23 protein-coding genes, 6 tRNA genes, 1 rRNA gene, 1 other RNA gene, 2 riboswitches and 1 other annotated feature are annotated in these 24,842 nt (G+C 36.2%); of the genes, 3 read left to right on the top strand and 28 right to left on the bottom strand.

Going from position 1 to position 24,842, the window contains the following annotated elements; translation table 11 throughout:
* Nucleotides 1-61: 61 nt before the first annotated feature.
* The 22 genes from JJQ93_RS10335 to JJQ93_RS10230 all read right to left on the bottom strand — a co-directional run bounded on the left by JJQ93_RS10335 (nt 62) and on the right by JJQ93_RS10230 (nt 17,429).
* Nucleotides 62-1,708, bottom strand: a 16S ribosomal RNA gene (locus JJQ93_RS10335).
* A gap of 328 nt (nt 1,709-2,036) precedes the next feature.
* Nucleotides 2,037-2,285, bottom strand: coding sequence for a DUF1657 domain-containing protein (locus JJQ93_RS10330; RefSeq protein ID WP_013296629.1), 249 nt, complete (start codon nt 2,283-2,285; stop codon nt 2,037-2,039).
* Nucleotides 2,286-2,372: 87 nt separating this feature from the next.
* Complete coding sequence (locus JJQ93_RS10325) at nt 2,373-2,645, bottom strand: pro-sigmaK processing inhibitor BofA family protein (RefSeq protein WP_274893705.1); 273 nt, start codon at nt 2,643-2,645, stop codon at nt 2,373-2,375.
* A gap of 52 nt (nt 2,646-2,697) precedes the next feature.
* Complete coding sequence (locus tag JJQ93_RS10320; RefSeq protein ID WP_013786879.1) at nt 2,698-2,964, bottom strand: DUF2508 family protein; 267 nt, start codon at nt 2,962-2,964, stop codon at nt 2,698-2,700.
* 48 nt (nt 2,965-3,012) lie between these two features.
* Complete coding sequence (locus JJQ93_RS10315; protein ID WP_085113281.1) at nt 3,013-4,194, bottom strand: HD-GYP domain-containing protein; 1,182 nt, start codon at nt 4,192-4,194, stop codon at nt 3,013-3,015.
* 41 nt (nt 4,195-4,235) lie between these two features.
* Nucleotides 4,236-4,607 (bottom strand): fluoride efflux transporter CrcB, encoded by a 372-nt coding sequence (crcB, locus tag JJQ93_RS10310; protein WP_085113280.1) that lies wholly within the window; start codon nt 4,605-4,607, stop codon nt 4,236-4,238.
* Nucleotides 4,607-5,008, bottom strand: coding sequence for a fluoride efflux transporter CrcB (gene crcB, locus JJQ93_RS10305; RefSeq protein ID WP_274893704.1), 402 nt, complete (start codon nt 5,006-5,008; stop codon nt 4,607-4,609). Before crcB (JJQ93_RS10305) ends, crcB (JJQ93_RS10310) begins: the two co-directional genes overlap by 1 nt.
* Nucleotides 5,009-5,065: 57 nt before the next feature.
* A riboswitch (Fluoride riboswitch) is annotated at nt 5,066-5,126 on the bottom strand.
* Nucleotides 5,127-5,173: 47 nt separating this feature from the next.
* Nucleotides 5,174-5,686, bottom strand: a complete 513-nt coding sequence (locus JJQ93_RS10300) for a DUF1003 domain-containing protein (RefSeq protein ID WP_085113278.1) — start codon at nt 5,684-5,686, stop codon at nt 5,174-5,176.
* Between the two features lie 129 nt (nt 5,687-5,815).
* On the bottom strand, nt 5,816-7,108 hold the full coding sequence (locus tag JJQ93_RS10295) for a homoserine dehydrogenase (protein WP_085113277.1): 1,293 nt from the start codon (nt 7,106-7,108) through the stop codon (nt 5,816-5,818).
* A gap of 63 nt (nt 7,109-7,171) precedes the next feature.
* Nucleotides 7,172-7,274, bottom strand: a riboswitch (SAM riboswitch).
* A 148-nt stretch (nt 7,275-7,422) separates the two neighbouring features.
* Nucleotides 7,423-8,022 carry a recombination mediator RecR gene (recR, locus tag JJQ93_RS10290; RefSeq protein ID WP_013786875.1) on the bottom strand — a complete coding sequence of 200 codons (600 nt, stop codon included), beginning with the start codon at nt 8,020-8,022 and terminating at the stop codon, nt 7,423-7,425.
* Between the two features lie 13 nt (nt 8,023-8,035).
* Nucleotides 8,036-8,371: a YbaB/EbfC family nucleoid-associated protein gene (locus JJQ93_RS10285; protein WP_013786874.1), complete on the bottom strand. Its 336-nt coding sequence runs from the start codon at nt 8,369-8,371 to the stop codon at nt 8,036-8,038.
* Nucleotides 8,372-8,440: 69 nt separating this feature from the next.
* The gene (gene dnaX / locus JJQ93_RS10280; protein WP_274893702.1) at nt 8,441-10,033 is read right to left on the bottom strand and encodes a DNA polymerase III subunit gamma/tau; all 1,593 of its coding nucleotides are present in this window, start codon (nt 10,031-10,033) and stop codon (nt 8,441-8,443) included.
* A gap of 58 nt (nt 10,034-10,091) precedes the next feature.
* Nucleotides 10,092-11,984 (bottom strand): HD domain-containing phosphohydrolase, encoded by a 1,893-nt coding sequence (locus JJQ93_RS10275; RefSeq protein ID WP_274893701.1) that lies wholly within the window; start codon nt 11,982-11,984, stop codon nt 10,092-10,094.
* A gap of 154 nt (nt 11,985-12,138) precedes the next feature.
* Nucleotides 12,139-12,404, bottom strand: an RNA gene (gene ffs / locus JJQ93_RS10270) — signal recognition particle sRNA large type.
* 136 nt (nt 12,405-12,540) lie between these two features.
* Nucleotides 12,541-12,634 (bottom strand) — tRNA-Ser (locus JJQ93_RS10265).
* A 12-nt stretch (nt 12,635-12,646) separates the two neighbouring features.
* Nucleotides 12,647-12,736, bottom strand: a tRNA-Ser gene (locus JJQ93_RS10260).
* Between the two features lie 3 nt (nt 12,737-12,739).
* Entirely contained in the window at nt 12,740-13,168 is a 429-nt protein-coding gene (locus JJQ93_RS10255) for a nucleoside deaminase (RefSeq protein WP_085113284.1), read from the bottom strand.
* Between the two features lie 14 nt (nt 13,169-13,182).
* A tRNA-Arg gene (locus JJQ93_RS10250) sits at nt 13,183-13,259 on the bottom strand.
* Between the two features lie 45 nt (nt 13,260-13,304).
* Nucleotides 13,305-13,381 (bottom strand) — tRNA-Arg (locus JJQ93_RS10245).
* Between the two features lie 104 nt (nt 13,382-13,485).
* Nucleotides 13,486-13,962, bottom strand: a complete 477-nt coding sequence (locus JJQ93_RS10240) for a hypothetical protein (protein ID WP_274893700.1) — start codon at nt 13,960-13,962, stop codon at nt 13,486-13,488.
* 76 nt (nt 13,963-14,038) lie between these two features.
* Nucleotides 14,039-14,620, bottom strand: coding sequence for a hypothetical protein (locus tag JJQ93_RS10235; protein ID WP_085113273.1), 582 nt, complete (start codon nt 14,618-14,620; stop codon nt 14,039-14,041).
* An 88-nt stretch (nt 14,621-14,708) separates the two neighbouring features.
* A complete protein-coding gene (locus tag JJQ93_RS10230) occupies nt 14,709-17,429 on the bottom strand; it encodes a UPF0182 family membrane protein (protein ID WP_503010227.1) in 2,721 nt (906 codons plus the stop codon).
* A 149-nt stretch (nt 17,430-17,578) separates the two neighbouring features.
* Between JJQ93_RS10230 and JJQ93_RS10225 the strand changes: the two genes are divergently transcribed.
* Nucleotides 17,579-18,805, top strand: coding sequence for an LCP family protein (locus tag JJQ93_RS10225; protein WP_085113271.1), 1,227 nt, complete (start codon nt 17,579-17,581; stop codon nt 18,803-18,805).
* A gap of 47 nt (nt 18,806-18,852) precedes the next feature.
* Here JJQ93_RS10225 and JJQ93_RS10220 read toward each other — a convergent pair.
* The 5 genes from JJQ93_RS10220 to lepB all read right to left on the bottom strand — a co-directional run bounded on the left by JJQ93_RS10220 (nt 18,853) and on the right by lepB (nt 22,844).
* Nucleotides 18,853-18,946: transfer RNA gene (locus tag JJQ93_RS10220), tRNA-Ser, on the bottom strand.
* 34 nt (nt 18,947-18,980) lie between these two features.
* Nucleotides 18,981-19,069: transfer RNA gene (locus tag JJQ93_RS10215), tRNA-Ser, on the bottom strand.
* Between the two features lie 232 nt (nt 19,070-19,301).
* The gene (locus JJQ93_RS10210) at nt 19,302-20,555 is read right to left on the bottom strand and encodes a transposase (RefSeq protein ID WP_150201018.1); all 1,254 of its coding nucleotides are present in this window, start codon (nt 20,553-20,555) and stop codon (nt 19,302-19,304) included.
* A gap of 215 nt (nt 20,556-20,770) precedes the next feature.
* Nucleotides 20,771-22,042 (bottom strand): serine--tRNA ligase, encoded by a 1,272-nt coding sequence (gene serS / locus JJQ93_RS10205; RefSeq protein ID WP_085113270.1) that lies wholly within the window; start codon nt 22,040-22,042, stop codon nt 20,771-20,773.
* Between the two features lie 34 nt (nt 22,043-22,076).
* Nucleotides 22,077-22,262: a binding site (T-box leader), on the bottom strand.
* 45 nt (nt 22,263-22,307) lie between these two features.
* On the bottom strand, nt 22,308-22,844 hold the full coding sequence (gene lepB / locus JJQ93_RS10200; RefSeq protein WP_013786854.1) for a signal peptidase I: 537 nt from the start codon (nt 22,842-22,844) through the stop codon (nt 22,308-22,310).
* Between the two features lie 146 nt (nt 22,845-22,990).
* On the opposite strand from lepB, the gene JJQ93_RS10195 reads away from it, so the two are divergent.
* Nucleotides 22,991-23,158 (top strand): hypothetical protein, encoded by a 168-nt coding sequence (locus JJQ93_RS10195; RefSeq protein ID WP_013786853.1) that lies wholly within the window; start codon nt 22,991-22,993, stop codon nt 23,156-23,158.
* Nucleotides 23,159-23,249: 91 nt separating this feature from the next.
* Entirely contained in the window at nt 23,250-24,314 is a 1,065-nt protein-coding gene (gene ytvI, locus JJQ93_RS10190) for a sporulation integral membrane protein YtvI (protein WP_085113269.1), read from the top strand.
* A gap of 44 nt (nt 24,315-24,358) precedes the next feature.
* On the opposite strand, the gene ribH is transcribed toward ytvI, so the two are convergent.
* On the bottom strand, nt 24,359-24,829 hold the full coding sequence (ribH, locus tag JJQ93_RS10185) for a 6,7-dimethyl-8-ribityllumazine synthase (protein ID WP_085113268.1): 471 nt from the start codon (nt 24,827-24,829) through the stop codon (nt 24,359-24,361).
* Nucleotides 24,830-24,842: the final 13 nt, after the last annotated feature.

Below are 24,842 nucleotides of genomic sequence, written 5' to 3'. Positions count from 1 at the left end.
AGGGTCTAAACCCTCAAAACTGAACAGTGAGATACGACTTGTTGTAAGGATTGCTCCTTAGAAAGGAGGTGATCCAGCCGCACCTTCCGATACGGCTACCTTGTTACGACTTCACCCCAATCATTTACCCCACCTTCGGCAGCTCCTCCCCGGCACTCAAGTAGATACGGATTATTTCTTTTCTTCTCTATAATTCCATATCTACTTGAGTGCCGGGTTAGGTCACTGACTTCGGGTGTTGTAAACTCTCGTGGTGTGACGGGCGGTGTGTACAAGGCCCGGGAACGTATTCACCGCGGCATGCTGATCCGCGATTACTAGCAACTCCGTCTTCATGCAGGCGGGTTGCAGCCTGCAATCTGAACTGGGACCTGTTTTCTGGGATTCGCTCCGGATCGCTCCTTCGCTGCCCTCTGTTCAGGCCATTGTAGCACGTGTGTAGCCCAGGGCATAAAGGGCATGATGATTTGACGTCATCCCCGCCTTCCTCCGTGTTTTCCACGGCAGTCTCGGTAGAGTCCCCGTCTTTACGCTGGTAACTACCAACAGGGGTTGCGCTCGTTGCGGGACTTAACCCAACATCTCACGACACGAGCTGACGACAACCATGCACCACCTGTCTCACAGCTCCTCTTGCGAGGCACTCCGGTATTTCTACCAGATTCTGTGGATGTCAAGCCCTGGTAAGGTTCTTCGCGTTGCTTCGAATTAAACCACATGCTCCGCTGCTTGTGCGGGCCCCCGTCAATTCCTTTGAGTTTCAACCTTGCGGCCGTACTCCCCAGGCGGGATACTTATTGCGTTAACTCCGGCACGGATGATTCCTCACCCACACCTAGTATCCATCGTTTACGGCGTGGACTACCAGGGTATCTAATCCTGTTTGCTCCCCACGCTTTCGCACCTCAGCGTCAGTTCAAGTCCAGAGAGCCGCTTTCGCCACTGGTATTCTTCCTGATCTCTACGCATTTCACCGCTACACCAGGAATTCCGCTCTCCTCTCCTTGACTCAAGCTATTTAGTTTCAGATGCATACCCTCGGTTGAGCCCAGGTTTTTCACATCTGACTTTTATAGCCGCCTACGTGCTCTTTACGCCCAGTAATTCCGGACAACGCTCGCCCCCTACGTATTACCGCGGCTGCTGGCACGTAGTTAGCCGGGGCTTTCGTATGGTACCGTCATTATCTTCCCATACTATTGAGCTTTACGACCCGAAGGCCTTCTTCGCTCACGCGGCGTCGCTGTGTCAGGGTTTCCCCCATTGCACAATATTCCCCACTGCTGCCTCCCGTAGGAGTCTGGACCGTGTCTCAGTTCCAGTGTGGCCGTTCACCCTCTCAGGCCGGCTACCCATCGTCGCCTTGGTGGGCTTTTACCCCGCCAACTAGCTAATGGGACGCGGACTCATCCTATAGCGGATTTCTCCTTTCTTCAAATGATGATGCCATCATTTGACATTATCCGGTATTAGCACCCCTTTCGAGGTGTTATCCCAGTCTACAGGGTAGATTGTCCACGCGTTACTCACCCGTCCGCCGCTATCCGGCACTCAACTCCGCGTTTACTCATTTTTCTCTCTTTTTGCTTTATCTTTCTTTTCTGTCTTTTTTTCTGTAAGCGCTTAGTTGAGTGCCGGATCGCTCGACTTGCATGTGTTAGGCACGCCGCCAGCGTTCGTCCTGAGCCAGGATCAAACTCTCATGTTTATATCCTTTGCTCTTATATCTCACTGTTCGGTTTTCAAGGTTCATTTCCCTCGCCGCTTTCCGCGACATCGTCTATCTTACCACATTATCTTCTCTCTGTCAACTGCTTTCTGTCTGGTATTTTGTGGTGAATAGAATCATCATATAGCCCAATAATCTGTGCTCTATTAATATACCACATTTATTATTTATATTGCAATACTCCTATTGCCCAAATTACGGCCAATAATTCATTTTATGTCTAATTATCTTATAAATGCTTGGATTTTTCTCGTTTTATGTTAATTTTATGTAAAATTTTTGAGGCATCAATAGATGCCCCTAATACTCATTTTTTATTTGAAAGTATATTTTGCACTTGCTGTGTGGCCTGCTGCTGTTGATTTAGTTTGTTATTTGAATTTATATAATTCAACCTATTGTTTAGCATATTTACATGCCTTTGCATATCTTGCTGCATCTGCTGAAACATCTGCTTAGCTGCTGGATCATCTGTTGCACTGGCAAACTGCGCGTACGTTCCAAGTGCAGACTGTGCTGCAGCAACAGCCTTTTCGATATCGCTTTTTACAGTCATCTTTGCAACCTCCTTAATAAAATATTACCTTTTTTATTATTTCTATTAAGGAGATTATTTACACTTATAATTATTTGGAAATTTATATTACACGATATACTGCAACACAATAAGCAAAATCACTCCAGGTATGCCTAAAAAGCCTACAACTAAAGCTGTTATAGGATTTATGCCGACATATATTCCAAATGTCTTTCCAGCCATATTTATAAAAAACAAGACTAATGCTCCTACTACTCCATTTAAAATAAGCCTTATAAGAAATTTTCTCGGTACAACCAATAACCACCCAAGTATGTATAATAAAAAAAGTCCCACTACATATGCTATTATTATATTGTATTCAATGCTTAAATTCATAAAAATTCCCCCTTAATACATCCTATGATTATTATATTAAGAGGGGGACAAATTATGATATAAGCGAATTGAAATTATCAAAATTCACACCATTTTCTTTAGCTTTTTTAAGTAAATATGTATACTTCTTTCTCAATGACTCTATATTGTAAATAGCTTGATCAATTAAGTCAGGATCTGTGACACTTTGAAAATACATTTCCGCATCTTTTAACTGTCTCATGGTGTTTTTCACTTCATCTATCAAAGCATCATTTTCATCATTTGTTTCTTCTTTTGTAGCTGATATCTCCCTAAAAATTTTATATAGCGTGCCCATATAATACCTCCTCATCCATATTATTGACAGTTATATGGATGAGTATACTTATTTGTTCACTTTTTGTATTTCTCTTATTATCTCCAGCGATTTCCCATCTACCTTATTTTGCTTGACCAATTTATAGATCACATCGATTGCTTCAATATGTGACATACCTTTTCTATAGGGCCTATCTTCTGTTAGTGCTTGGTATATATCGCAAACAGCCATAAGCCTTGAAATTTCATCAAGGTCTTCTTCAGTAAGTCCTTCAGGATACCCTGAGCCATCTAATTTCTCATGGTGATTTGCAGCCCACTCAGCTATATCATCAATTTCTCCTATCTCCCGTAGTATTTTTTTAGTAAAGTATGTATGAGACTTTATCGTCGTAAATTCTTCTTCAGTAAGTTTTCCCGGCTTGTCCAATATTTCATTTGGTATGGCCAATTTGCCTAAATCATGCAAAAGGCCTGCTATTTTCACCTTTTGAACTGTAATTTGATCGTATCCGGAAAGCATCGCTGCTTTATGTGCAATTTCAGATATGCCTTTTGAATGGTTGTACGTAAAATGACTTTTGTTATCAATTATTTTTGAAAAAACTTCGGCGATACTCTCAAGATCATCTATTCCAATCACCATAATTTCATTTCTTATGTACGGATTTAAGACATCAAACTGATTATAATTTTCATAATCCAGCCAAAACTTTTCTTGCTTCATTAGATCTTTAAACATGCTTACCAATAGAGGATTAAACGCCTTTTTGGATTCTAAATCAAGCCATTTCTTTATGTTTTCCCTTGTATCGTACTCATTGAGTTTCTTGGATATAATGCTGTACCTTATATCAAATTGATCAGCTAAATATATTATCTGTGCTTCTAAAGGAATAGAGTTTCCACTAAGATGGAAATGCCCACTTCCATCCCAATTTTCATGATGATACTTGATGATTTCGGAAAACTCATCCCCTTTAGGCATCCCTTTTACAAATTCACTTCCTTTAAGGGAATGCTTCCACGTGCTGTCATGGTTAATGTCCTCAACTACATCGCTTTTCCCTATATCATGCAAAAAAGCAGAATAAAAGATCTTATATTCTTCATCGTCTTTAACGCCAATATTTCGTGCCAGTCTTATGGCAACATAGGCAACTTTCCTGGCATGTCCGAAACTTCTTTTCTCCATCACATCTAATGATAGCGATAACGCTGAAAGCAATCTAAAATAGTCTAATATCAAAACCTCATACCCCCTCCTTCTATACTTCTATAATACATTATTTAAAACAAACTTCCAATATAGTATCCTAAAAAAGCGCCAATAAGTCCAACGACGACAGTAACAAATGAATACAAAAATGCATGTATATAATGTTTTTTGCGAAAAAGATCTATTGTCTCATGAGAAAATGTGGAATATGTAGTAAAAGCACCTATAAATCCTGTCATGATAAACAATTTTATATCGTCATTAAATAGATGGACAAGCTTAGGACTTGATAAAAAGCTTAATAATAAAGCGCCAGTAACATTTATGATAAATGTCTCTAATGGCACTACAAATTCCCTATTTTCTTTTATGTGCCTTGATATTTCATACCTCAATATTGCTCCAAAAACTCCTCCTAAACCTACTAACAGCATATTTAGCATCAATTTTCTTCACGCCCTTTAATCATTTTTGCAGTCTTATCTCCTAATTCAAATCCCATAAATGACATGATAAATCCTATAAATATTGATAGAAGCACATACAATATCGCAACAGCGATTTTCCCGTTTCTTATTAGATCCATAGTCTCTTTAGTAAAAGTGGAGAATGTAGTAAAAGCACCTATAAATCCTGTTGTAATAGCAAGTCTTATATTGAAATTTACATTAAATTCTTCAAGGGATAAATTTGAAATATAGCTTAACAAAAATGATCCAAAGATATTAATAAAAAAGGTTTCAACGGGAAATACTGTATGCAATATACTTTGATAGTAAGTAGAAATTAGATATCTCAAAATTGCCCCAAAAAAACCACCAACACCTATATAGACGTATTCCATGTAAATCACCCTCCATTTTCATAAAACAGTAATAAATAAGCTCCTATTGAGTTAGTATACCCAATAGGAGCCATCAGCATCATTGCATTTAATGGTGAGCTCCATCACCTTACATCAACAATTATATCATAGATTTGTTTTTAAAGTAAATATTTTATATAAAATTTACATTTTATTTAAAGTGTCAATCTTATTAAGTAATTCTTGGTGTAATTTTTGCAATTCATCTATCTTTTTATGGAGATCTTCTATAATTAGCTCTGATTTTAAGTTAACTTTATAATCATTTTTAGAGCGAATTCTGTCTTTTGCTTCTTGCCTATTTTGGCTCATCATAATAATTGGAGCTTGAATTGCAGCAAGACATGATAAAATAAGATTAAGCAAAATAAATGGATATGGATCATAAGGACGTTTTAAAATAAAACTATTCGCAATGATCCAGGCAAAAAGCACAATTCCAAAACCTATTATAAAAACCCAGCTTCCGGCAAATTCCGCTAACTTATCTGACATTCTGTCTCCAAAAGTTAAATGCTTTTCATGCTCTTTTGAAACATCTTTAGCAACTTTCTCATTAATAATCATATGAATAATATCTTCTTCAATCATTTCAGAATCATCTATATCTTCTAATATAACTTTAATCAAGTCCTTTTTCGAAAAATTCTTTGTCATATTCATCCCTCATTTCATTGTAAAAATAAATATTGGTTAAAATTTTATGTTGATAGATATCAAACGCATTACAAGATTTAAATTTACTTTCCGTTAATTTAATGACGTGCATCATACTTTGTATAATTTTTATATAACTTCACTTTGTATTGTATTAACTTGTTTATTATCCACTTCATTGTCATCATGCAACACTTTGAAGAGACTTTCTATTGTACACATTTTTTTGTTTTCTAAACTTTCTATAAACCTGTTTATATCATTATCAAAAAGCTTGAAAACAGCCGCAAAAGTATTTCCATCATAAACAGACTCATTAAACGAAGCGCCATTATCAGTAAAAAATTTTAAAATATTTTTTATATTAAACTTGTAAAATGGTTTAAGTTTTATATAAAATACATCTGTAAAACTACCATTAAAAACTGAAATGCGTTTAGACGTATGATTCGTTTTTATATCATAATTCAATAGTATATCTATTAAATCTGCAACAACCGAATCACCTGTAGGCATTTGTCCTGCACCTTTTCCAATAAAAATTAGCTCTTTAAAACTGTCTCCTCTCAGTATAACAGCATTGTTTACATCACCAACACTTGCTAAAATGTTGCTATCTTCTATCAATATAGGCTCTACACTCGCATAGACGTTTCCTTTCTCGTATTTAGCCCATGCAAATGGTTTAATCTTGTATCCCAATTTTTCAGCATAATATATATCGTCATTTTTTATTTCATTTATACCATATCTCAATATTGAATTAGCAGAAACATCAGCATCGAATGCTTTTTTTATGAGAATCACAAGCTTATACAAAGCATCGAATCCTTTTATATCGTAATCCGGATTGCTTTCAGCATAACCTCTTTTTTGAGCTGATAAAAGTGCTTCATCATATTTCATTCCCTTTTCTGTTATTTGCGTCAATATGTAGTTTGTAGTACCGTTTATTATCCCTCCTACAAAATTTATTTCATCGGTTATTTTGAGCCTCTCAATTTGATGTATAATGGGGATTGCTCCAGCGACACTTGCTTCAAATTTCAAAAATACACCATTTTCATCTGCCATTTTTCTAAGCTCGTCTCCATATTTTGCTATTAACTCTTTGTTTGCAGTAATTACATGTTTTTTAGAAATTATCGCCTTTTTTACGTACTCGTAAGCAGGATCAATTCCTCCCATTACTTCAATTATTGCACTTATTTCGCTATCACACAAGATTTCGTTAGCATCAGTTGTTAGTATTTCATCTACACCATTAACATTTCTCGGCTTATCAGGATGCTTCACTAGTATTTTTTTTATTTCGGGATAAAACCCCGTTTTTTGTTTTATATGCTGTTTTCTTGATGCGACTATTTTATAGACTCCGCTTCCTACTGTTCCAAATCCCAACAATCCAATCTTAAATTCCATGTGGCATACCTCCTAAAAATTTTTGGCCCTCTTCAATGAGAAGAGGGCCAAAATACGCCACTCCTCTCATCTCTCAGGTTTTCCCTGCAGGATTTGGCACCAAACGCATATAAATGCCGGTTGCCGGGTTTCATCGGGCCAGTCCCTCCACCACTCTTGATAAGAGGCCTTCAATATTCTCTTTTAAATTTGTTGATATTTATATTATCACTTTATACGCTAAGAATCAATACATATTTTTAGATTTTTTATCTTTTCCACATTTTCTTACATCAACATAGTACCTTTTAGTTAAAAGATTCAATTTCGATCACTTACATTTCCCTTCTGCCTTCTAAAGCCCTTGACAGTGTTACAGAATCTGTGTATTCGAGGTCACCGCCTACCGGTACACCATGTGCAATTCTTGTCACCTTTATTCCAAAAGGTTTTATAAGCTTTGCGATGTACATTGCAGTTGCCTCGCCTTCTATGTCTGGATTTGTAGCTAATATTATTTCATTGATTTCAGCGTCTTTTATCCTCTCCAACAGCTCTTTTATCTTTATATCCTCTGGACCTATTCCATCCATAGGCGATATTGCACCGTGAAGTACATGGTATAAGCCTCGATATTCCCTCGTCTTTTCCATCGCTACTACATCTTTGGGATCGGAAACTACACATATGGTATGTGTATCCCTCGTCTCATCACTGCATATACTGCAAAGCTCACTGTCAGTAAAGTTATAGCACTTTTTACAGTATCTTAAATTGTTCTTTGCCTCTAAAATAGCATTAGACAAGTTAACAACATCGTCTAAAGGCATATCTAAGATGTAAAACGCCAGCCTCTGAGCTGTCTTGCGTCCAATGCCGGGAAGTCTTGATAATTCATCAATAAGCCTTGACAATGACCTCGAATATACGTTCATTAATTAATTCACCTCAGAACAAGCCAGGTATGTTGAAACCTCCTGTTATTTTTCCCATCTCTTCTGCAATCATCTTTTCAGCACTTCTTAAAGCTTGATTTACTGCAGCCAATACAAGATCCTCCAGCATCTCTACATCGTCTTTGTCAACGACATCCGGATCGATCTTTATGCTTATAAGCTCCTTTCTGCCATTTGCCACTACCTTTACAGCTCCACCGCCTGCAGACTCCTCAACCGTCTTGTTTTCAAGCTCCTCCTGCATTTTCTTCATTTGCTCCTGCATCTGCTGCGCTTGCTTTATCATGTTATTCATGTTGAAACCGCCAGGAAATCCTCCTTTAGCCATCCAAATACCTCCTAATTAATTTTGTATTCTCTCTTATTTATATGCTAATTTTGACTCAGTAGTGATTAATCAATCTATTATTTCTACATCGCCAAAATATTTTCTTACTGCCTCAATTAACTGTTCATCTTCATTTTTTTCTTCTGTAGCAAAAACTATGTTGTAATCATTACCTGTCAGTCTTTTAATAGCATCTTTGATGTAATCTTTATTTTCGATTTTATTAAGCTCTTCTTTGTAAAACACATGCTCCTTTGGATATTCTATCACAAAATTGCCATCTTTCAAATACGGTTTGCCTAAGCTTAAAAAAGAAAAAATCATCGGTCTGTCTTTCTTTATCATGCTTAATAGTTTTTTGAAAACTTCATTCACATTTATCTCAATGCTCTTATCTACTTTATCAACTATATCATCAGTTTTTTTCGCTTCTTTTTTTACCACTACATCATCAAAAGCCCTCTCAGATTTTAAAGTTTTATCATCAGCGACAATATCCTTCTCTACAGATGGCATTACTTTTCCATTTTTAATCACATTTTCCAACATACTTAGTCTATCTAAAATACTGTCCATATCAGGTGAGATTTCCGGATTTATAAGCTTAAGCAATGTTATTTCCAGCATTATTCTTGGAGATTGAGCATATCTTATTTTTCCCTGAAGATCTATCAATTTCTCTAACACATTTGATAAAAACGCCATGTCAAATAAAGAAGCCTTCTTAATTACATCATTTATCTCTGTTTCTAATATCTCTTCTGACTCATCACCACATGTCTTATATACAATCACATCTCTCAAAAAAGACAATAAAGCCTTCACCAAATTATTTACGTCTATGCCGTAAAGCATCAACTTATCTATCTGTTTTATGGTTTCTTTTCCATCTCTATCGTTTAAACTATTCACTAAAGCAAACAATGTATCATCATTTACAGTGCCAAGTATATCACACACATCATCATACGTTAAAACATCGTTGTATGAAGCACACTGCTCAAGTATGCTTATAGCATCCCTCATAGAGCCATTTCCATGCTTTGCAATCAGTGCAATTGCTTTACTGTCTATATTTATTTGGCTGTCTTCAGCTATCTTCTTTATATTCTGTGAAATAACTTTCGATGATATCCTTTTAAAGTCAAACCTTTGACACCTTGACAAAATAGTTGCAGGTATCTTATTTGGCTCAGTTGTAGCCAGAATAAATATCGCATGTTGCGGAGGCTCTTCAAGCGTCTTTAAAAGGGCATTAAAAGCGCTGCCAGACAGCATATGGACTTCATCGATAATGTACACCTTGTACTTACATGAAGAAGGAGCATATATGACGTTATCCCTCAATTCCCTTACATCATCAACGCTGTTATTCGATGCCGCATCTATCTCTATTATGTCCATGAGAGAATTGTTATTGGCAGACTCGCATATCTGACATTTGTTGCATGGCTCCCCATCTACGCTATTAGGGCAATTAACAGCTTTTGCAAAAATCTTTGCAACACTTGTCTTGCCTGTACCTCTTGTACCACAAAAAAGGTATGCATGTCCTATTCGCCCACTTTTTATCTGATTTTTTAAAGTCCTGACAATATGATTTTGCCCCAAAACTTCCCCAAAGCTTCTGGGCCTATACTTTCTGTACAGTGATTGGTACATATAAAAACACCTCATTTACTTAATTGTAACAAAAAAAAGGATACTTTTCTATATCCTTTTAGTTTGCTACTTCCGTTTCTATTTTTATCCTCTCCATCTTTTTTCTATCTCTCATGTATATAGATATTACGCTGTCAACAACCCTCGGATTAAACTGTGTGCCTTTGTACTTCAATAATTCATTTACGGCCTCGTCAAAGGAAATCCCCTTCCTATACGATCTATCAGATGTCATAGCATCGAACGAGTCTGCCACGCACAGTATCGCAGCAATCAGCGGTATGTTGTCGTCATCAAGCCCAAACGGATATCCTTTCCCATCGTATCTTTCGTGGTGCTTTTCAATTCCATCTATTATATCCTTAGATAGTCCAATTGGTTCTAATATTTTTCTGGATATTTTTGGATGTTGCTTTATCTTGTCGTACTCCTCATTTGTAAGCTTGCCAGGCTTGGTAAGTATACTGTCAGCCACCCCTATCTTTCCTATATCATGCAACAAACCAGCGATCCTTATCTTTTCTATTTCATCTTTTGGCAGTCCCATGCTTTCGGCTATAATTGCAGCGTACTTCGAAACTCTAAGTGAATGCCCCTTGGTGTATTTATCCTTTGCCTCAACAGCATGAGCCAAAGCGTCGATGGTCCTAAAGTACCAATTCCTCATGTCGTCATATAGATTTGCATTTTCTATGGCAACAGACACACTATCAGCAACAGACCTCAACAAGCTTATATCATTGGCAAGCTTTGAAGTTGTTAATATATTTAAGATTCCCACAGCCTTATCTTTAGATATGAGTGGAACAGCTATCACGTTTTTTACATTTAATTCTTTCAATCGCAAAAGCAAATTATCATCTATCGGGAATTTATTAGGATCCAAAACAGTAATCTCTTTTGAAACAAGAAGCTTAACATTTTCATCCGACGACAACGACAACTCTTTTAAAAGAGGCATGTCTCTCAATTCCCCTGCTGCTACCATAAGCTCTAATCTTCCTGACTCATTTATCGTCCTTATGGTACAAAGTGGTGAAGAAAGAATGGTGGATATTTTTTCAGCAATAGAATATAAAACATCTCGAGGTTCTAAATTTTTAGTCAACAATTGCGTCACATTTCCTATGGCCAGAATCTGCCTATTTCTCTCCATTATCTCTTTTTTCGCATTATTGTAATCAGTTATATCCCTCGACAAGCCTTGAATTCCCAATATCTCATTTTCATTGTTCTTTATTACCTTGGCTCTCGTTTCTGTAAGGAGTATTGAACCATCTCTTTTTTTGAATTTTATTTCCGCCATGCTTATTCTGCCATTCATCAGATCTTCCATGATCTTCTTATCGTCGTCATGAACGAATTCTGTGATTTTTCTGCCTGTCATCTCGTCTGGCATATAATCTAAATACCTTACTGATCTATTATTAATAAACTCTATATTATATTCACTATCAGTAAACCAAAGAATATCTGAAATATTGTCTACCAACGTCCTATACTTTGATTCCGATTTCTCAAGCTCGTTTGTCACAGCTTCCATCTGCTCATAAGATGCCTCAAGCTCTGCATAGTAATCTTGCAATTCGTTGTTTTTCTTTAAAAGCTCCTGAGACTCCCTTTTTAACTCTTCATAAGTTGACTTTAGCTTATGTGACATTTCTCTGAAACTTCTTGATAACTCTACAAATTCTTCTGAAACATCTATATCGATATTATAATCGTATTCACCATCTATTATACGTTTAACGCCTTCATTCAACTTTTCTATTGGATATGACAAGTGCTTTGACTCTGTCATTGCTATAAAAGCCGAAATAAACAATATCAAAAAAGAAGCAAATATGTTATTGCCTATGCCTTTTACTATGTGGACAAACGAAAGTAGATATACAAAGACTGAAACTCCGAATATTATGACGAACAAGCGATTGCGATAACTTCTAAACATAAATACCTCCCTAAGCAGTAAAAGTCACTATTAGTATTTTCGACAATGCGCAAAAAAACTTTACACAAATTTTAAATATCAGAATATTTTTTTGATAAAATATTTTTTATGTACGTATTAAAATTTTTTAGTAAAATATAATAAAATAAAAAGGCCGCACACCCGACTCTGTCATGTTACCATAAGCGTTACATAAGCAGTTAACTCCACTCAAGCACTCCCCCGGCACATGGAAGTATTTGCTTACCGTTGCTTCCTTCCAGACCTGGCGGGGTTCACAAATTTCCATTGCGGAGGACTTGAATATCATAATCACTTACTTATGCCAGCCTTACAGTAATCATGCCTCGGCTCGGGAATTCGACCCTGCTATAGCGGATTGCAGGTTACAGGGCACCGCTACCTCCCCATCTAGTACGGCCATGTAAGTCCTTTTCAACTTACAACATTATTTTGTGCAATGCAAGACCTATTATACATCGTCTATATGTAAAAATCAACACATGGATTGAAATTTTTAATGGATGTTATGGATTAAGATGGGAATTACATTTAATGGCGGAGAGAGAGGGATTCGAACCCTCGGTACCCGTTTTGAGGGTACACACGATTTCCAGTCGTGCGCCTTAGACCAGCTCAGCCATCTCTCCATGATATTTCCATGGCGGAGAGAGTGAGATTCGAACTCACGAGGCGGGAATCCGCCCACTCGCTTTCGAGGCGAGCGCTTTCGACCACTCAGCCATCTCTCCAGATTACCTTAGTCTACTAAAAAAATCATTTATCAGTTTTTTGCACTCATCTTCCATGATGCCAAAATAAACTTCTGCTTTTTTATTTAAAAGATCATATACAGTGCCTGCAGCACCGCTATCACGGCTCTCTGCGCCTATATACACTCTTTTTATTCTGGACTCTATTATCGCACCTGCACACATTGGACATGGCTCTAATGTGACGTACAGCGATGCACCATTAAGTCTCCAATCACCAATGCTTTTGCAAGCATCCTTTATAGCATTGATCTCTGCGTGCTGCGTCGCATCTTTTTCTGTTTCTTTCAGATTATGGCCTCTACCGATGATGATGCCATCTTTAACTACAACTGCACCAACCGGCATCTCTCCAAGCATAAAGCTTAGTATAGCCTCATCTATAGCAGACTTCATAAATTCGTTGTACATCTTAATCACACAAATGGTGCGCCCGAGAGGACTCGAACCTCCGGCACACGGTTTAGGAAACCGTTGCTCTATCCTGCTGAGCTACGGGCGCATGATTTATATTATAAATAAAATTTCAAATTTGTCAATATCATAGTGGTGCGCCCGACAGGATTCGAACCCGTGGCCTTTTGATTCGTAGTCAAACGCTCTATCCAACTGAGCTACGGGCGCACACTTACATACTTTATAATACCACAATTTATTTTTATTTGCAAATGCTAAATTAATCCCCGCTTAAAAAGGGCTATAGACTTTTATCTATAACCCTTACTTTATTACTGCATTCCTGTTTGTGTCGTATTCTGCTGATTTGCTTGCTGGTTTAAGAAATTGGCCTGTGCTTGCTGAGCTTGTTGAGCTTGCAATTGAGGTGTCAACTGCTGCAATTGCTGATTTGATGAATCTAATATTTTGCTCATCTGTGCAAATACTTGGTTTGCCTGTATGCTTTGTTGAGCCTGTTGAAGTGCAGCCATAGCCTGTTGTAATGCTTGCTGAACCTGCATATCTGTCTGCTGCTGCTGTTGTTGCGCTTGAGCTTTTACTTGATTTAATAATTGCTGGAATTGCTGCGGTGTGACATTTATGCCCATGCTCTGCAATTGTTGCTGAAATTGCTGTGCTTGCTGCTGTGCCTGTTGTTGAGCTTGTTGCTGTGCTTGATTGTTTTTGCCAAATCTTGCACTTAATTCTTCAGACACTTCGCTATTTACTTTTTCACCTAGGTAATCCTCAAATTCTCTCCTATTCAATGTAAACCCTCCTTTAAAAAATTTCCCCGTTATTTAATATTCCCTTTATGATTAGAATTAGTAAATGAAAATTTTACTATTGAAAATTTTCCAAATTATTTACAATGTCTTCGTATATTTTTATCCTATTCATTCCTTCTCTAGCGATGTACAAATTATTTAACGCCGTATTTAGATTGTTTACAAGTTGCGGCGGCAAGTCATACACGTATTCTACCTTTTCAGGTGTATTTTCTTTGTTTAGCTCTATGTTTAAAAGCACATCCTTTTCGATTACAGCTTTCATAGAGCTAATATCTCTTTCAAGATCTTTTAACTTGTATAGTGTCTTTTTCATGTTATCCAGATTGTCTTTTAGAGTTTTTACGTCATTACCTAATTCATCGATATTGGAGTAAATCATGTTTTCTATTTCTTTTAAGTTATCTAATCGATTGTCAGCCTTTCTCAAATAACTTATTAGATATTTTCTATCGTTATTTTCTTCAAATTGACTTTCAATGTACTCCTTAATTTCTTTTTCGCTTTTTTCTAATTTTGCATCAATTTTTGTCACATCATTTGATAAAATCTCATTGAAGCTCATTAATTTTTCAAATATATGTTCTGTTTCTTTTATCAAATTTTCTATCTTTAATTCTGACTGCAGTATTTCCATTTAACATCACCTACATTTAGTATCTCCACTTTTAATGCAAAAAATAAAGTGCACCGCCAAATATTAATTAGCAGTGCACTTTTCATCATCACTTTTTTATGCTATTGTTTAAATCATTAAGCACGTTTCCAAGCTCATCGAGATTTTTACCGAAATCTGTCCAATCGCCATTTTTTGAAGCATTCATTGCATTATTATATATGTCATTTGCCTTCTTTATAAGCTCTTGCTGGGTTTCATTCGTCTGCACTTGTGGAACCTGTGGCTGTGTTGGAGCTTGCAAATTAAATAGCTTGTTTAATGCATTTGCAAGCGTATCCTCCATTACGATTTTATCTTTGTACGCCAGAATGACCCTTTTCACTTCAGGTATTGCATTTTCATTTGATGACTGTATATAGATAGGCTCAACGTAAAGCATAGAATCGTCAATCGGCAGTGTCAGCAAATTGCCTCTTATGATGCTTGATCCTTTTTGATCCCACAAGCTCATCTCTTTTGAAATATTCGGATCTTGATCGATCATGTTCTCAATCTGCATAGGCCCATACACGACAGTGCTTTTTGGAAACTTATAGACTACCAGTTTTCCATAGTTATTGCCATCCATCCTTGCTGCCATCCAAGCCACCATGTTATCTTTCGTGGCTGGTGTATACGGAATCATCAAAACGTACTCAGCAGTTTTTTCTCCTGGAAGCCTCATTATGACATACTGTGACTCTTCCGGTTCTATCTTACCTGTAAATTTCTCCTTTGCTATGTCCCAAGAATCTTCTTTGTTGTAAAAGACTTGCGGATCTGACATGTGATAATTTTTATAAACGCTTGCTTGTATATCAAACATATACTGAGGATACCTTATATGAGCTTTTAAGCCTTTAGGCATCTCGTCTATGTTTTTGAATAGCCCGGGAAATATCCTGCTGTACACCTTTATTATAGGGTCATTTTTGTCAGATATATAGTACTTTACATCACCTGTATAAGCATCAACGACGACTTTGACAGAATTTCTTATGTAATTTATGCCTGTATCCCCATAAGGCTCTGAATAGGGATAGTTTCCAGAATAAGTGTATGCATCAATCATCCAATACAGTTTACCATTATCTACTACTATATATGGATCATCATCGTATATCAAAAACGGAGCTATCCCTTGAACTCTATCCTTTATGTTTCTAAAAAGAAGCATCCTGCTATCATGCGTAATGTCAGTGGATAAAAGTATTTTTATATTGCCAGTATAAATAGTGTACAAAAGCTTGTTTAAAAACGTCATAGGTATGCCTGATTTGCCAGAGTAAAAATTTTCTTTGTTTGTGTCGCCTGAAGGGTAATCAAATTCACCTGTCTTTGTATTTACTATTGCGTACGTGTTTGTAAGCTCTCCAAAGTATATCTCTGGCCTCGTTATCTTTATATTTGTGCTGCTCACTGGCGGAATATTTTTTATCACCATGTCTGGCTGCCCTGTAGCCGTTACATCATTTACGGTTGACATCACAACGCCATACCCATGTGTATATTTAAGGTGCATGTTGATCCAATTTTTCGCTTGGCTTGCCAGATTGTCAAGATTCATCTCCCTCGCAGATATAAAGACCTGCCTGTAATTTCCATTTATCATATACCTGTCGATATCTATGTCATTAAATTTATAGTAAAGCCTTATGCTTTGAAGCTGGTTGTATATTTGGCTTACAGGCCTATAATCATTTATCCTGATATTGTTTATAGTATCTTGGTTTTCATCTAATACCTTTTTGTCTATATTACCGCTTAAATCGTAATTTTTCTCTTCAACATTATTTAAGTCAAATGCTTTCTGAGTAAAGTCAATATTGTACTTCAAATAAGTCTTTTCCTTGTCAAGCTCGTTTGGCGCAACAATGAAACTTTGAACAACCACTTGTGATACAGTCGATAAGATCATGATGGCAACGATTATTACAGGTGATGCTATTATGTATTTAAGTTTTTGCCTAAATGCACCAATCATAAACAAAATGCCGGAAACTATTGATGCCAACATTAAAATCCTGTAAAACAAAAGCCTTACATGAACATCTGTATAGCCTGCGCCAAAGACAACGCCACTTTTAGAGTACAATATGCCATACGCTTTTAAGTAATAACCCAATGAAAGAACGGCAAAAAATACAAATCCCAAAACGGCAATTTGCCTAAAAGCTATCATCAGTATCTCTTTGTTGTAAATAGCTCTAAAAAAACCTCCTCTGTCTGATATCTCATAAAACCTGGTCTTATCGGATAAGTACATAAGCCCATATACAATTATAGTGGCGACTATGAGTATCGGTATTATGATAATAAGCAAATCATATACATCTAAAAGAAATGGCAGTCTAAACATGTAAAGGCTTATGTCTTTATTAAAAATCGGATCTTTCACGCCGAAATTCGCAGAATTTATGTAAAACAAAAAGTCGTTCCACCAATTTGCAGAGATAAATACAGAAATCAAAAAGCTTACAAATATCGATATGCCTATCACCACACCTCTAAATCTTTTGCGTACACTTTTGATTTCAATGTCCTGGGCAAACTTTGCATAGTCTTTAACCATTCTATTCAGGTAGAAATAAGAAAGGATAAAGATTACTACAAACGATGGTACACCTATAGTAAGCTGTGTTAAAAACTTCTTAAAAAATACCCCTAAATAATTTAAACTGTTAAACCACTGTATGTCCACAATAAGATTTGCAAGGCTTGCAAATAAAGCTACAATTAAAAATATTGATATCAATAAAATGATTATTGCCAAATTCCCTCTTTTCAAACAAATCACCATCCTAAAATGTACTTCTTGACACTATTATAATATATCCATTTTATAAAATGCAAAGCGATTTTTATTGATTAATTTAGGCATATAATGTATATTAGAAATAAATAGAAAATGATGATTAATGAGGATGTGATATATGGATGAAAAGGGCTTTAAAAATCTCCCTCCTTGTCATTTTAGGAATCGCTTTATCTATTGGCACAGGTGCATTTATGTTTTATAGAAATTTAAACGTTGTAAACACAGAAGAAAATCCTGTCACAACCAATAATCAAGTTAAAACGTCTAAACAAAATAACAGTAGTCAGAACAAAAAAAATATACTATTTGTCGGTGATGCCGATGGTCTCTCTGACACTATATTCGTGGCAAGCTTTGATGCAAATAAAAAAGAAATCGATATGTTATCGATTCCACGCGATACATATTATCCAAGGCCAGGCTACAATGCACCAACTGAGAAAAAAATCAATGCAGCTTATTCCGAGCAGAAAATAGACGGTTTAAAAGATGCAGTGGAAAGTCTGTTGGGAATAAAAATAGACAACTACGTCATTTTAACATATGATGGCTTCAAAGATATAATTGACACCATAGGTGGTGTCGAGGTAAACATACCGTTTAACATGAAATACGACGATAACGTGGCAAATCCACCACTTCACATAAACCTAAAGAAGGGACTTCAAGTATTAGATGGTGAAGAAGCTTTGCAATTTGTTCGTTATAGACATGGCTATGCAGATGGCGATATAGGAAGAATAAATGCTCAGCAAGAATTTTTGAAATCATTCATAAAGAAAGTCACATCACCTACCATAATAACGAAGATTCCATCTCTGGCCATAACACTAAGCAAAAACTTAAAAACAGATTTGACAGCAAAAGATATCACAACGTACGCATTGGACTTCGTCAAGAATAAGCCTCAAAACATAAATACTTCTATAGTGCCAGGAGAAGGCGGATACATGGGTGATTACAGCTATTATTTTGTAGACCAGCAAAAAGCCATGGAAGTGGCATCAGAGATGTTTGGAGACGGCCTAAACAATGATTCTGTAAGCACAGTCTCGCAAATAACGTATTCACCTATAAATAATACCATTTCTGTTGCGGTCTACAATGGAACAAAAGTACAAGGACTGGCTGCAAAGTACGCTGATGAACTTAAAAATCTTGGCTTTAACGTAGTCAAAATCGCCAATGCTGATGCGAAAAATTACGATGAATCATGCGTTTACGCAAATACCAGCATTGATAAAGCCCACAAAGTTGCCAATGCTCTATCAATAAAAAACGTATTAAAAGATGAAAAATTAAGCAGTGCAGATGTCACCGTCATAATAGGTAATGATAAAAAATGAAAAGGCGCAATTGCGCCTTTTTTTCAACAAAAAAAGTAGCCTATGTATGGCGGAGAAGGAGGGACTTGAACCCTCGCGCCGGGTTATCCCCGACCTACAGTCTTAGCAGGACCGCCCCTTCACCAACTTGGGTACTTCTCCATGTCAGCTACAATCTATTTTAATATTAAATTCATGGCGGAGAGGGTGGGATTCGAACCCACGGCTCCGTTAAGAGACACTGGTTTTCAAGACCAGCTCCTTAAACCCCTCGGACACCTCTCCAAGCCGGGAACAATATAAAGTATATCATATACCGGCTAAGTTGTCAATATTCATGAATCAATTACAGAGATTTCGCATCAAAATTCCAGCAAAAAATTTATCTTTACAAGAATTTTTATATTTTACATCTAGTTGAATATATGGTAATAGTAAATCCATTTAGATGCTAAAAAAGTTGTACTTTCCCCTTACCCCATGAATTTTAATAATGAATTTCCAGTTTTGTTTCAAATTATGTCTTCACAAACAGTGGATTACTCCATCCAGTTTCTATGATAAATATCTCATCTTTTATATCTTCAATAATATCTATTTGAAGCATATGCTTTTCCCTAAAATTTCTTATACACCTGAAGAAATATAATTGCATCAAATTAAATGCTATTATTATAAACATTAACACAGTTTCTACACCCTCAGGACTGTGCAGAAAACAGTGATTTAAATGCCATTCTGTTTTTAGTTGATGAAAAGCATTGTTTTCAATTTCCCATCTTTTATGTATTATTTTCCATAGGGTTTCTACTGAAGTAACTTTAGAGGTAGTTATTATCCATGATTCTTTTATTTCTACTTTGCCTGAGCTATGTATTTCTTCTATAAATTTTATAAACCTTACTTCTATGTCGGAATTAGGCATTTGAAAATTGTCTTCGTCCCAGGCCTTTATTTTAATATAATTATTACTTTTTTTCTTAACAGTCCATTCTTTATCTGCTTTTCGACACTTGAATAAACCAAGTGCATCCTTAACTATATTAAGTCTTTCATCTTTAACCCTTACTACTGCATCCATCCCTATTGATAATACTTCTTTAATCCAAGTAGATTTGCAATATAATGCATCAGCTACTATAATGTCTGCAAAATGATGAAATTCTTTATGCAATTTTCTAATTAGACGCTTGCCTGCTGTGATTTCTCCTTCGTCTTTATCTGAAGCATCTCTTTTAGGTTCAAGCATTTCCTGACCTATGATAAGATGTGGATCAGAACCTACAGTTGCACATATTACTGACCTATGAAAGTAATGAGTAATCCCGTCCTTTTGGACTCGTGTAAGACAATTATCACAGCACTTATTAGTGCTTTCAAATAACTCTACACCATCTATTGCAACGACTTTTAGTCCATCTATAGTTCCTTTTCTAAAAACCTTATTTTTTGTACTTGTCTTGATTATACTATTATTAAGTTCATTTAAGCCATCTAAATCAAAATTACTTAAAACACGCCTAATAGTGTCAATACGAGGAATTTTAGTCTTTTTAGGTAATACTTTTTTAAATTTACCTTTTTTAAGCCAATGTTCCAACCTATTAAAACTCCTTATTTGAAGTATAAATCCAAATAATACTACAAAGGTAACTGTTGAAATTTTTACTGAAGATTTTGCTCTTTTATCTTTTAGGGTATTGATTTTTTCTCCAAGATGGTATATCTTAGAGAAGTAGATAAGCATTTGTTTTAAATAACTTTTGTTCATTTTATCAGCATCCTTTCTATTTAGGTTATCGCAAAACATATTATAGAAAGGATGCTTTTATTTTGCAAATTTTTTCTTTCAATTTCCAGTAAAAAACGGAAAATCACATATTTCTAGCTGCTCTTAGTTAAATTTTATAAATCAACGTGTCTATCACTCTAAAAATTTTTAAATGCGAAATCTCTGAATCAATTATTTAATGTTATTTAATCCTTTTACTTCCTTATAACATCACATCTCATATACGGCCTTAAAGCTTCAGGCACAACTACAGAACCATCCTTTTGCTGATAGTTTTCAAGTATTGCTGCAAAAGTCCTGCCGACTGCCACACCTGAACCATTTAGAGTATGGACATACTGGGCCTTTCCTCCATCTTTTGGCCTGTATTTGATGTTTGCTCTCCTTGCCTGAAAGTCCTCGCAGTTACTGCAAGATGATATCTCAACATACCTTCCGTAGCTTGGCATCCAAACCTCAAGGTCGTACTTCTTTGCCGCAGTGAAGCCAAGGTCTCCAGTGCATATAGATACAACCCTATAAGGTATGCCTAAAGTCTTCAGCACATCTTCAGCATCGCTTACCATCTTTTCAAGTTCTTCGTATGATTTCTCAGGCTCTGTAATCTTTACCAGTTCTACTTTATTAAACTGGTGCTGCCTTATTAATCCTCTTGTATCTCTCCCTGCAGAACCGGCTTCCTGTCTAAAACAAGCGCTATACGCGCAATTGTATATAGGAAGTTTTTCACCGTCAATTATGGTCTCTCTGTACATATTTGTAACCGGAACTTCAGCAGTCGGTATCAAGAAATAATCTGTCCCAGCCACCTTAAATGCGTCTTCTTCAAATTTAGGAAGCTGTCCTGTGCCAAACATGCTTCTTCTATGAACCATAAAAGGCGGAAAAACCTCTGTGTATCCATGTTTTTCTGTGTGAAGATCCATCATGAAGTTTATTAGAGCCCTTTCCAGCCTACAGCCTAATCCTTTGTAAAACGTGAATCTGGAACCTGTAACCCGTGATGCCGCTTCAAAGTCTAAAAGCCCCAGCTCAACTCCAATGTCCCAGTGTGGCTTCACTTCAAAGTCAAATTCTCTAACATCGCCCCATCTGCGGATTTCCACGTTATCAGCATCGCTGTCTCCAACTGGAACGCTTTCATGTGGAATATTTGGTATGGTCCATAGAAGCTCTTCCAATTTCTCATCGTACTGCTTTACTTCGCTTTCCATCGCCTTGATTTTGTCGGATATTTCTTTCATCTCTTTTATCAATTCTTCAGCGTCTTTGCCTTCTTTTTTCAGTTTAGCTATGTTTTCAGATTCTTTATTTCTGGTGTTTTTCAAAGACTCCAGTTCCTTTAAGATTTCCCGTCTCTTTTCGTCAATCTCTAAAAATTCGTCGATGTTTGAGTTTTCTTTTTTAAGTTCAATAGCTTTCTTTACCTCATCTGGATTATTCCTTATCCTTTTAATATCAAGCATCATTTGCACCTCCTAATAAAAATATCCCGCCCTATGTAGGGACGGGATTTCCGTGTTGCCACCCTGATTCGGCTTAAAAAGCCCTCATCACTGATTTAACGGTCGCCCGATGGTTATTAACCATAGCTCCAGGCTGGATAAATATGTACATATACTGGTTTACACCCGCCACCAGCTCTCTTAAATATAATACATACTATTGGCCCTTCAACGCTTCTTTTAACTTAAAACTAATTATACTATATAACAAATGCGATTTCAACAATTATTTGCCAATCATAGAACCAAATCTGCTTAAAGGCCAAATTCTAAATACTATTTTGCCCATTATGGCATCTTTGGATACATATTTGTTTTTCCAATACCTTGAGTCAAGAGATTGATTGCGGTTATCCCCCAACATGAAGTAGTGATTTGGCGGAACTTTATACGGCCCAAATGTCTCATTTTTATTCATAGGCTCTTTAAGGTATGGCTCTTTTACTGGCTTTCCATTTCTATACAATATCCCATTTTTGATCTCAATGGTATCTCCGCCAATTCCGATTACCCTTTTTACAAAGCTTACAGACGGATCGTCGGGATACTTAAATACGACTATGTCACCTCTTTTAATAGGCTCAAATCTGTATATGAATTTTAATTCAATAAACTTATCATTAAGCTGTATTGTGTTAAGCATAGAACCTGTAGGTACGTCAACAAGCTCAAACACATACGTCCTGATAAACATAGCTATGATAAAAGCAAGCCCAATAGTAAGTATCCAACTTACAATCTCTTTTTTCGTATTGCTCTTCATCGTCCAATCTCCTTTTTTAAATATACAGTTATTATTATATCACATCAATATTTCAAATACTAACTTTATATACATTACAACAACAATGTATATAATGAATATATGTGTCAATAATTACTATATAAAATAATTTATGGGGGAATATGATGAACGAAATCAAATACCTATTAGAAATTGCCGACATAAAAGACACAGAGTACAAAAACACTTTAGCTTTGACATCTTTAATAGAATTGCTTATCGAAAAAGGAATAATATCTCAATCAGAAATAGCTAAAAAATCATATGAAATCAAAATAAAGACCGCCCAATAAATAAAATCCGGCAAAACCGGATTTTATTTATTCGTTTATGTAGACACATAGCTATTCCGATACTATAATAAAGAGTAAGGAGGGGTTTTTCGTGAAAGATTTTCTCTCACGGTATCAAAGCACTATAAGAAATTCAATTGTAATATTAGCAGTCATACTGAGCTTTTACCTATTTGTGTTTAAGCTTATTCCATTTTTAATGCCTTTTGCAGTGGCATTGTTTTTGGCTATTTTAATTGACCCTGCCGTAGAGTTTTCAGAAAAAAAACTGAAAATACCAAGGGGTTTGTCATCTGCATTCTTTATACTTTTATTGATTGGAATAATCGGTCTTTTAATAAGCCTTTTAGTCACACAGCTTGTATTCGAACTCAATACTTTAGCTGAACACGCACCAAGTTACACAAAGAATTTTGATGTAGTGATATCTGATTTGATAGACAGAATTAGGAGATATTATGTATCGCTTCCTACAAACATCTCAACTTTCTTAGAAAGCAATCTTCAATCGATTTTAAATAATATATCTGTGTACGCTAAAAACTTCGCAGGATGGATATTAGGCTTGGCAACAAAGCTGCCTAACTTTTTCTTTATGTCAATAATAACAATCGTATCAACGTTCTTTTTAAGCAAAGACAAATGGCTCATATTAAACTTTATAAAAAGACAGTTTCCATCCAATTGGGCATTTCACGCTGAAAATATAAAAGGAGATCTCTTTCAAACTTTAATAGGCTTTATAAGGGCTGAAATAACCATAATGTTTATCACTTTTTTAGAAGTTTCCATAGGGCTTACGATAATAGGTTTTGATTACGCATTTTTGCTGGGGCTTTTAGTCAGCTTTATAGATATACTGCCTGTTTTAGGATCAGGCTCTGTATTAGTCCCATGGGCATTGTACAACATATTCACCAAAAACTACCTTATTGGAATCTACTTGCTTATCATATATGCCATCGTCACAGTCGTAAGGCAGATGATAGAGCCAAAGATAGTCGGCCAAAGTATAGGCCTTCATCCTCTTGTGACGCTTTTATCCATGTTTATCGGTGCAAGGCTTTTTGGTGGTCTCGGGCTTATAATGGGGCCTGTTTTCGTAGTCGTCTTTAAAACATTCCAAAAATCTGGCATAATACCATCATGGAAGTAAAATACCCATCTTAAAAGCGTAATGCTCTTAAGATGGGTATTTTTTTATAAGCTTTCTATTTCCTTTATCAAATTGGCCATCTCAATTGCTGTAACAGCCGCTTCAAACCCTTTATTGCCTGACTTTGTTCCAGCCCTCATGATTGCCTGTTCAACTGTATCCGTCGTAAGGACTCCAAATATTACAGGCACATCGTAATCTACCGATATTTTTGCTACCCCTTTTGATACTTCATTTGCAACATAATCAAAATGCGGTGTATCGCCTCTTATTACAGCACCCAGCGCGATAATTGCATCGTATTTTTTTGATGTGGCCATCTTCTTTGATATAAGGGGTATTTCAAATGCGCCTGGCGTCCAAGCAATGTCAATGCTTTCATCATCTACACCATGTCTTCTTAAAGCATCCAAAGCACCATCCAAAAGTTTATTTGTTATAAATTCATTAAATCTGCTTACAACAATGCCTACTTTTAAGCCATCTCCAATGAGTTTTCCTTCATACTTTTTCAATACAATCTCTCCT

Source organism: Thermoanaerobacterium sp. R66 (assembly GCF_028895185.1).
Classification (GTDB): domain Bacteria; phylum Bacillota; class Thermoanaerobacteria; order Thermoanaerobacterales; family Thermoanaerobacteraceae; genus Thermoanaerobacterium.
Note: the sequence above shows the minus strand (reverse complement) of the source record. Positions and strands in the feature narration are given on the sequence as shown.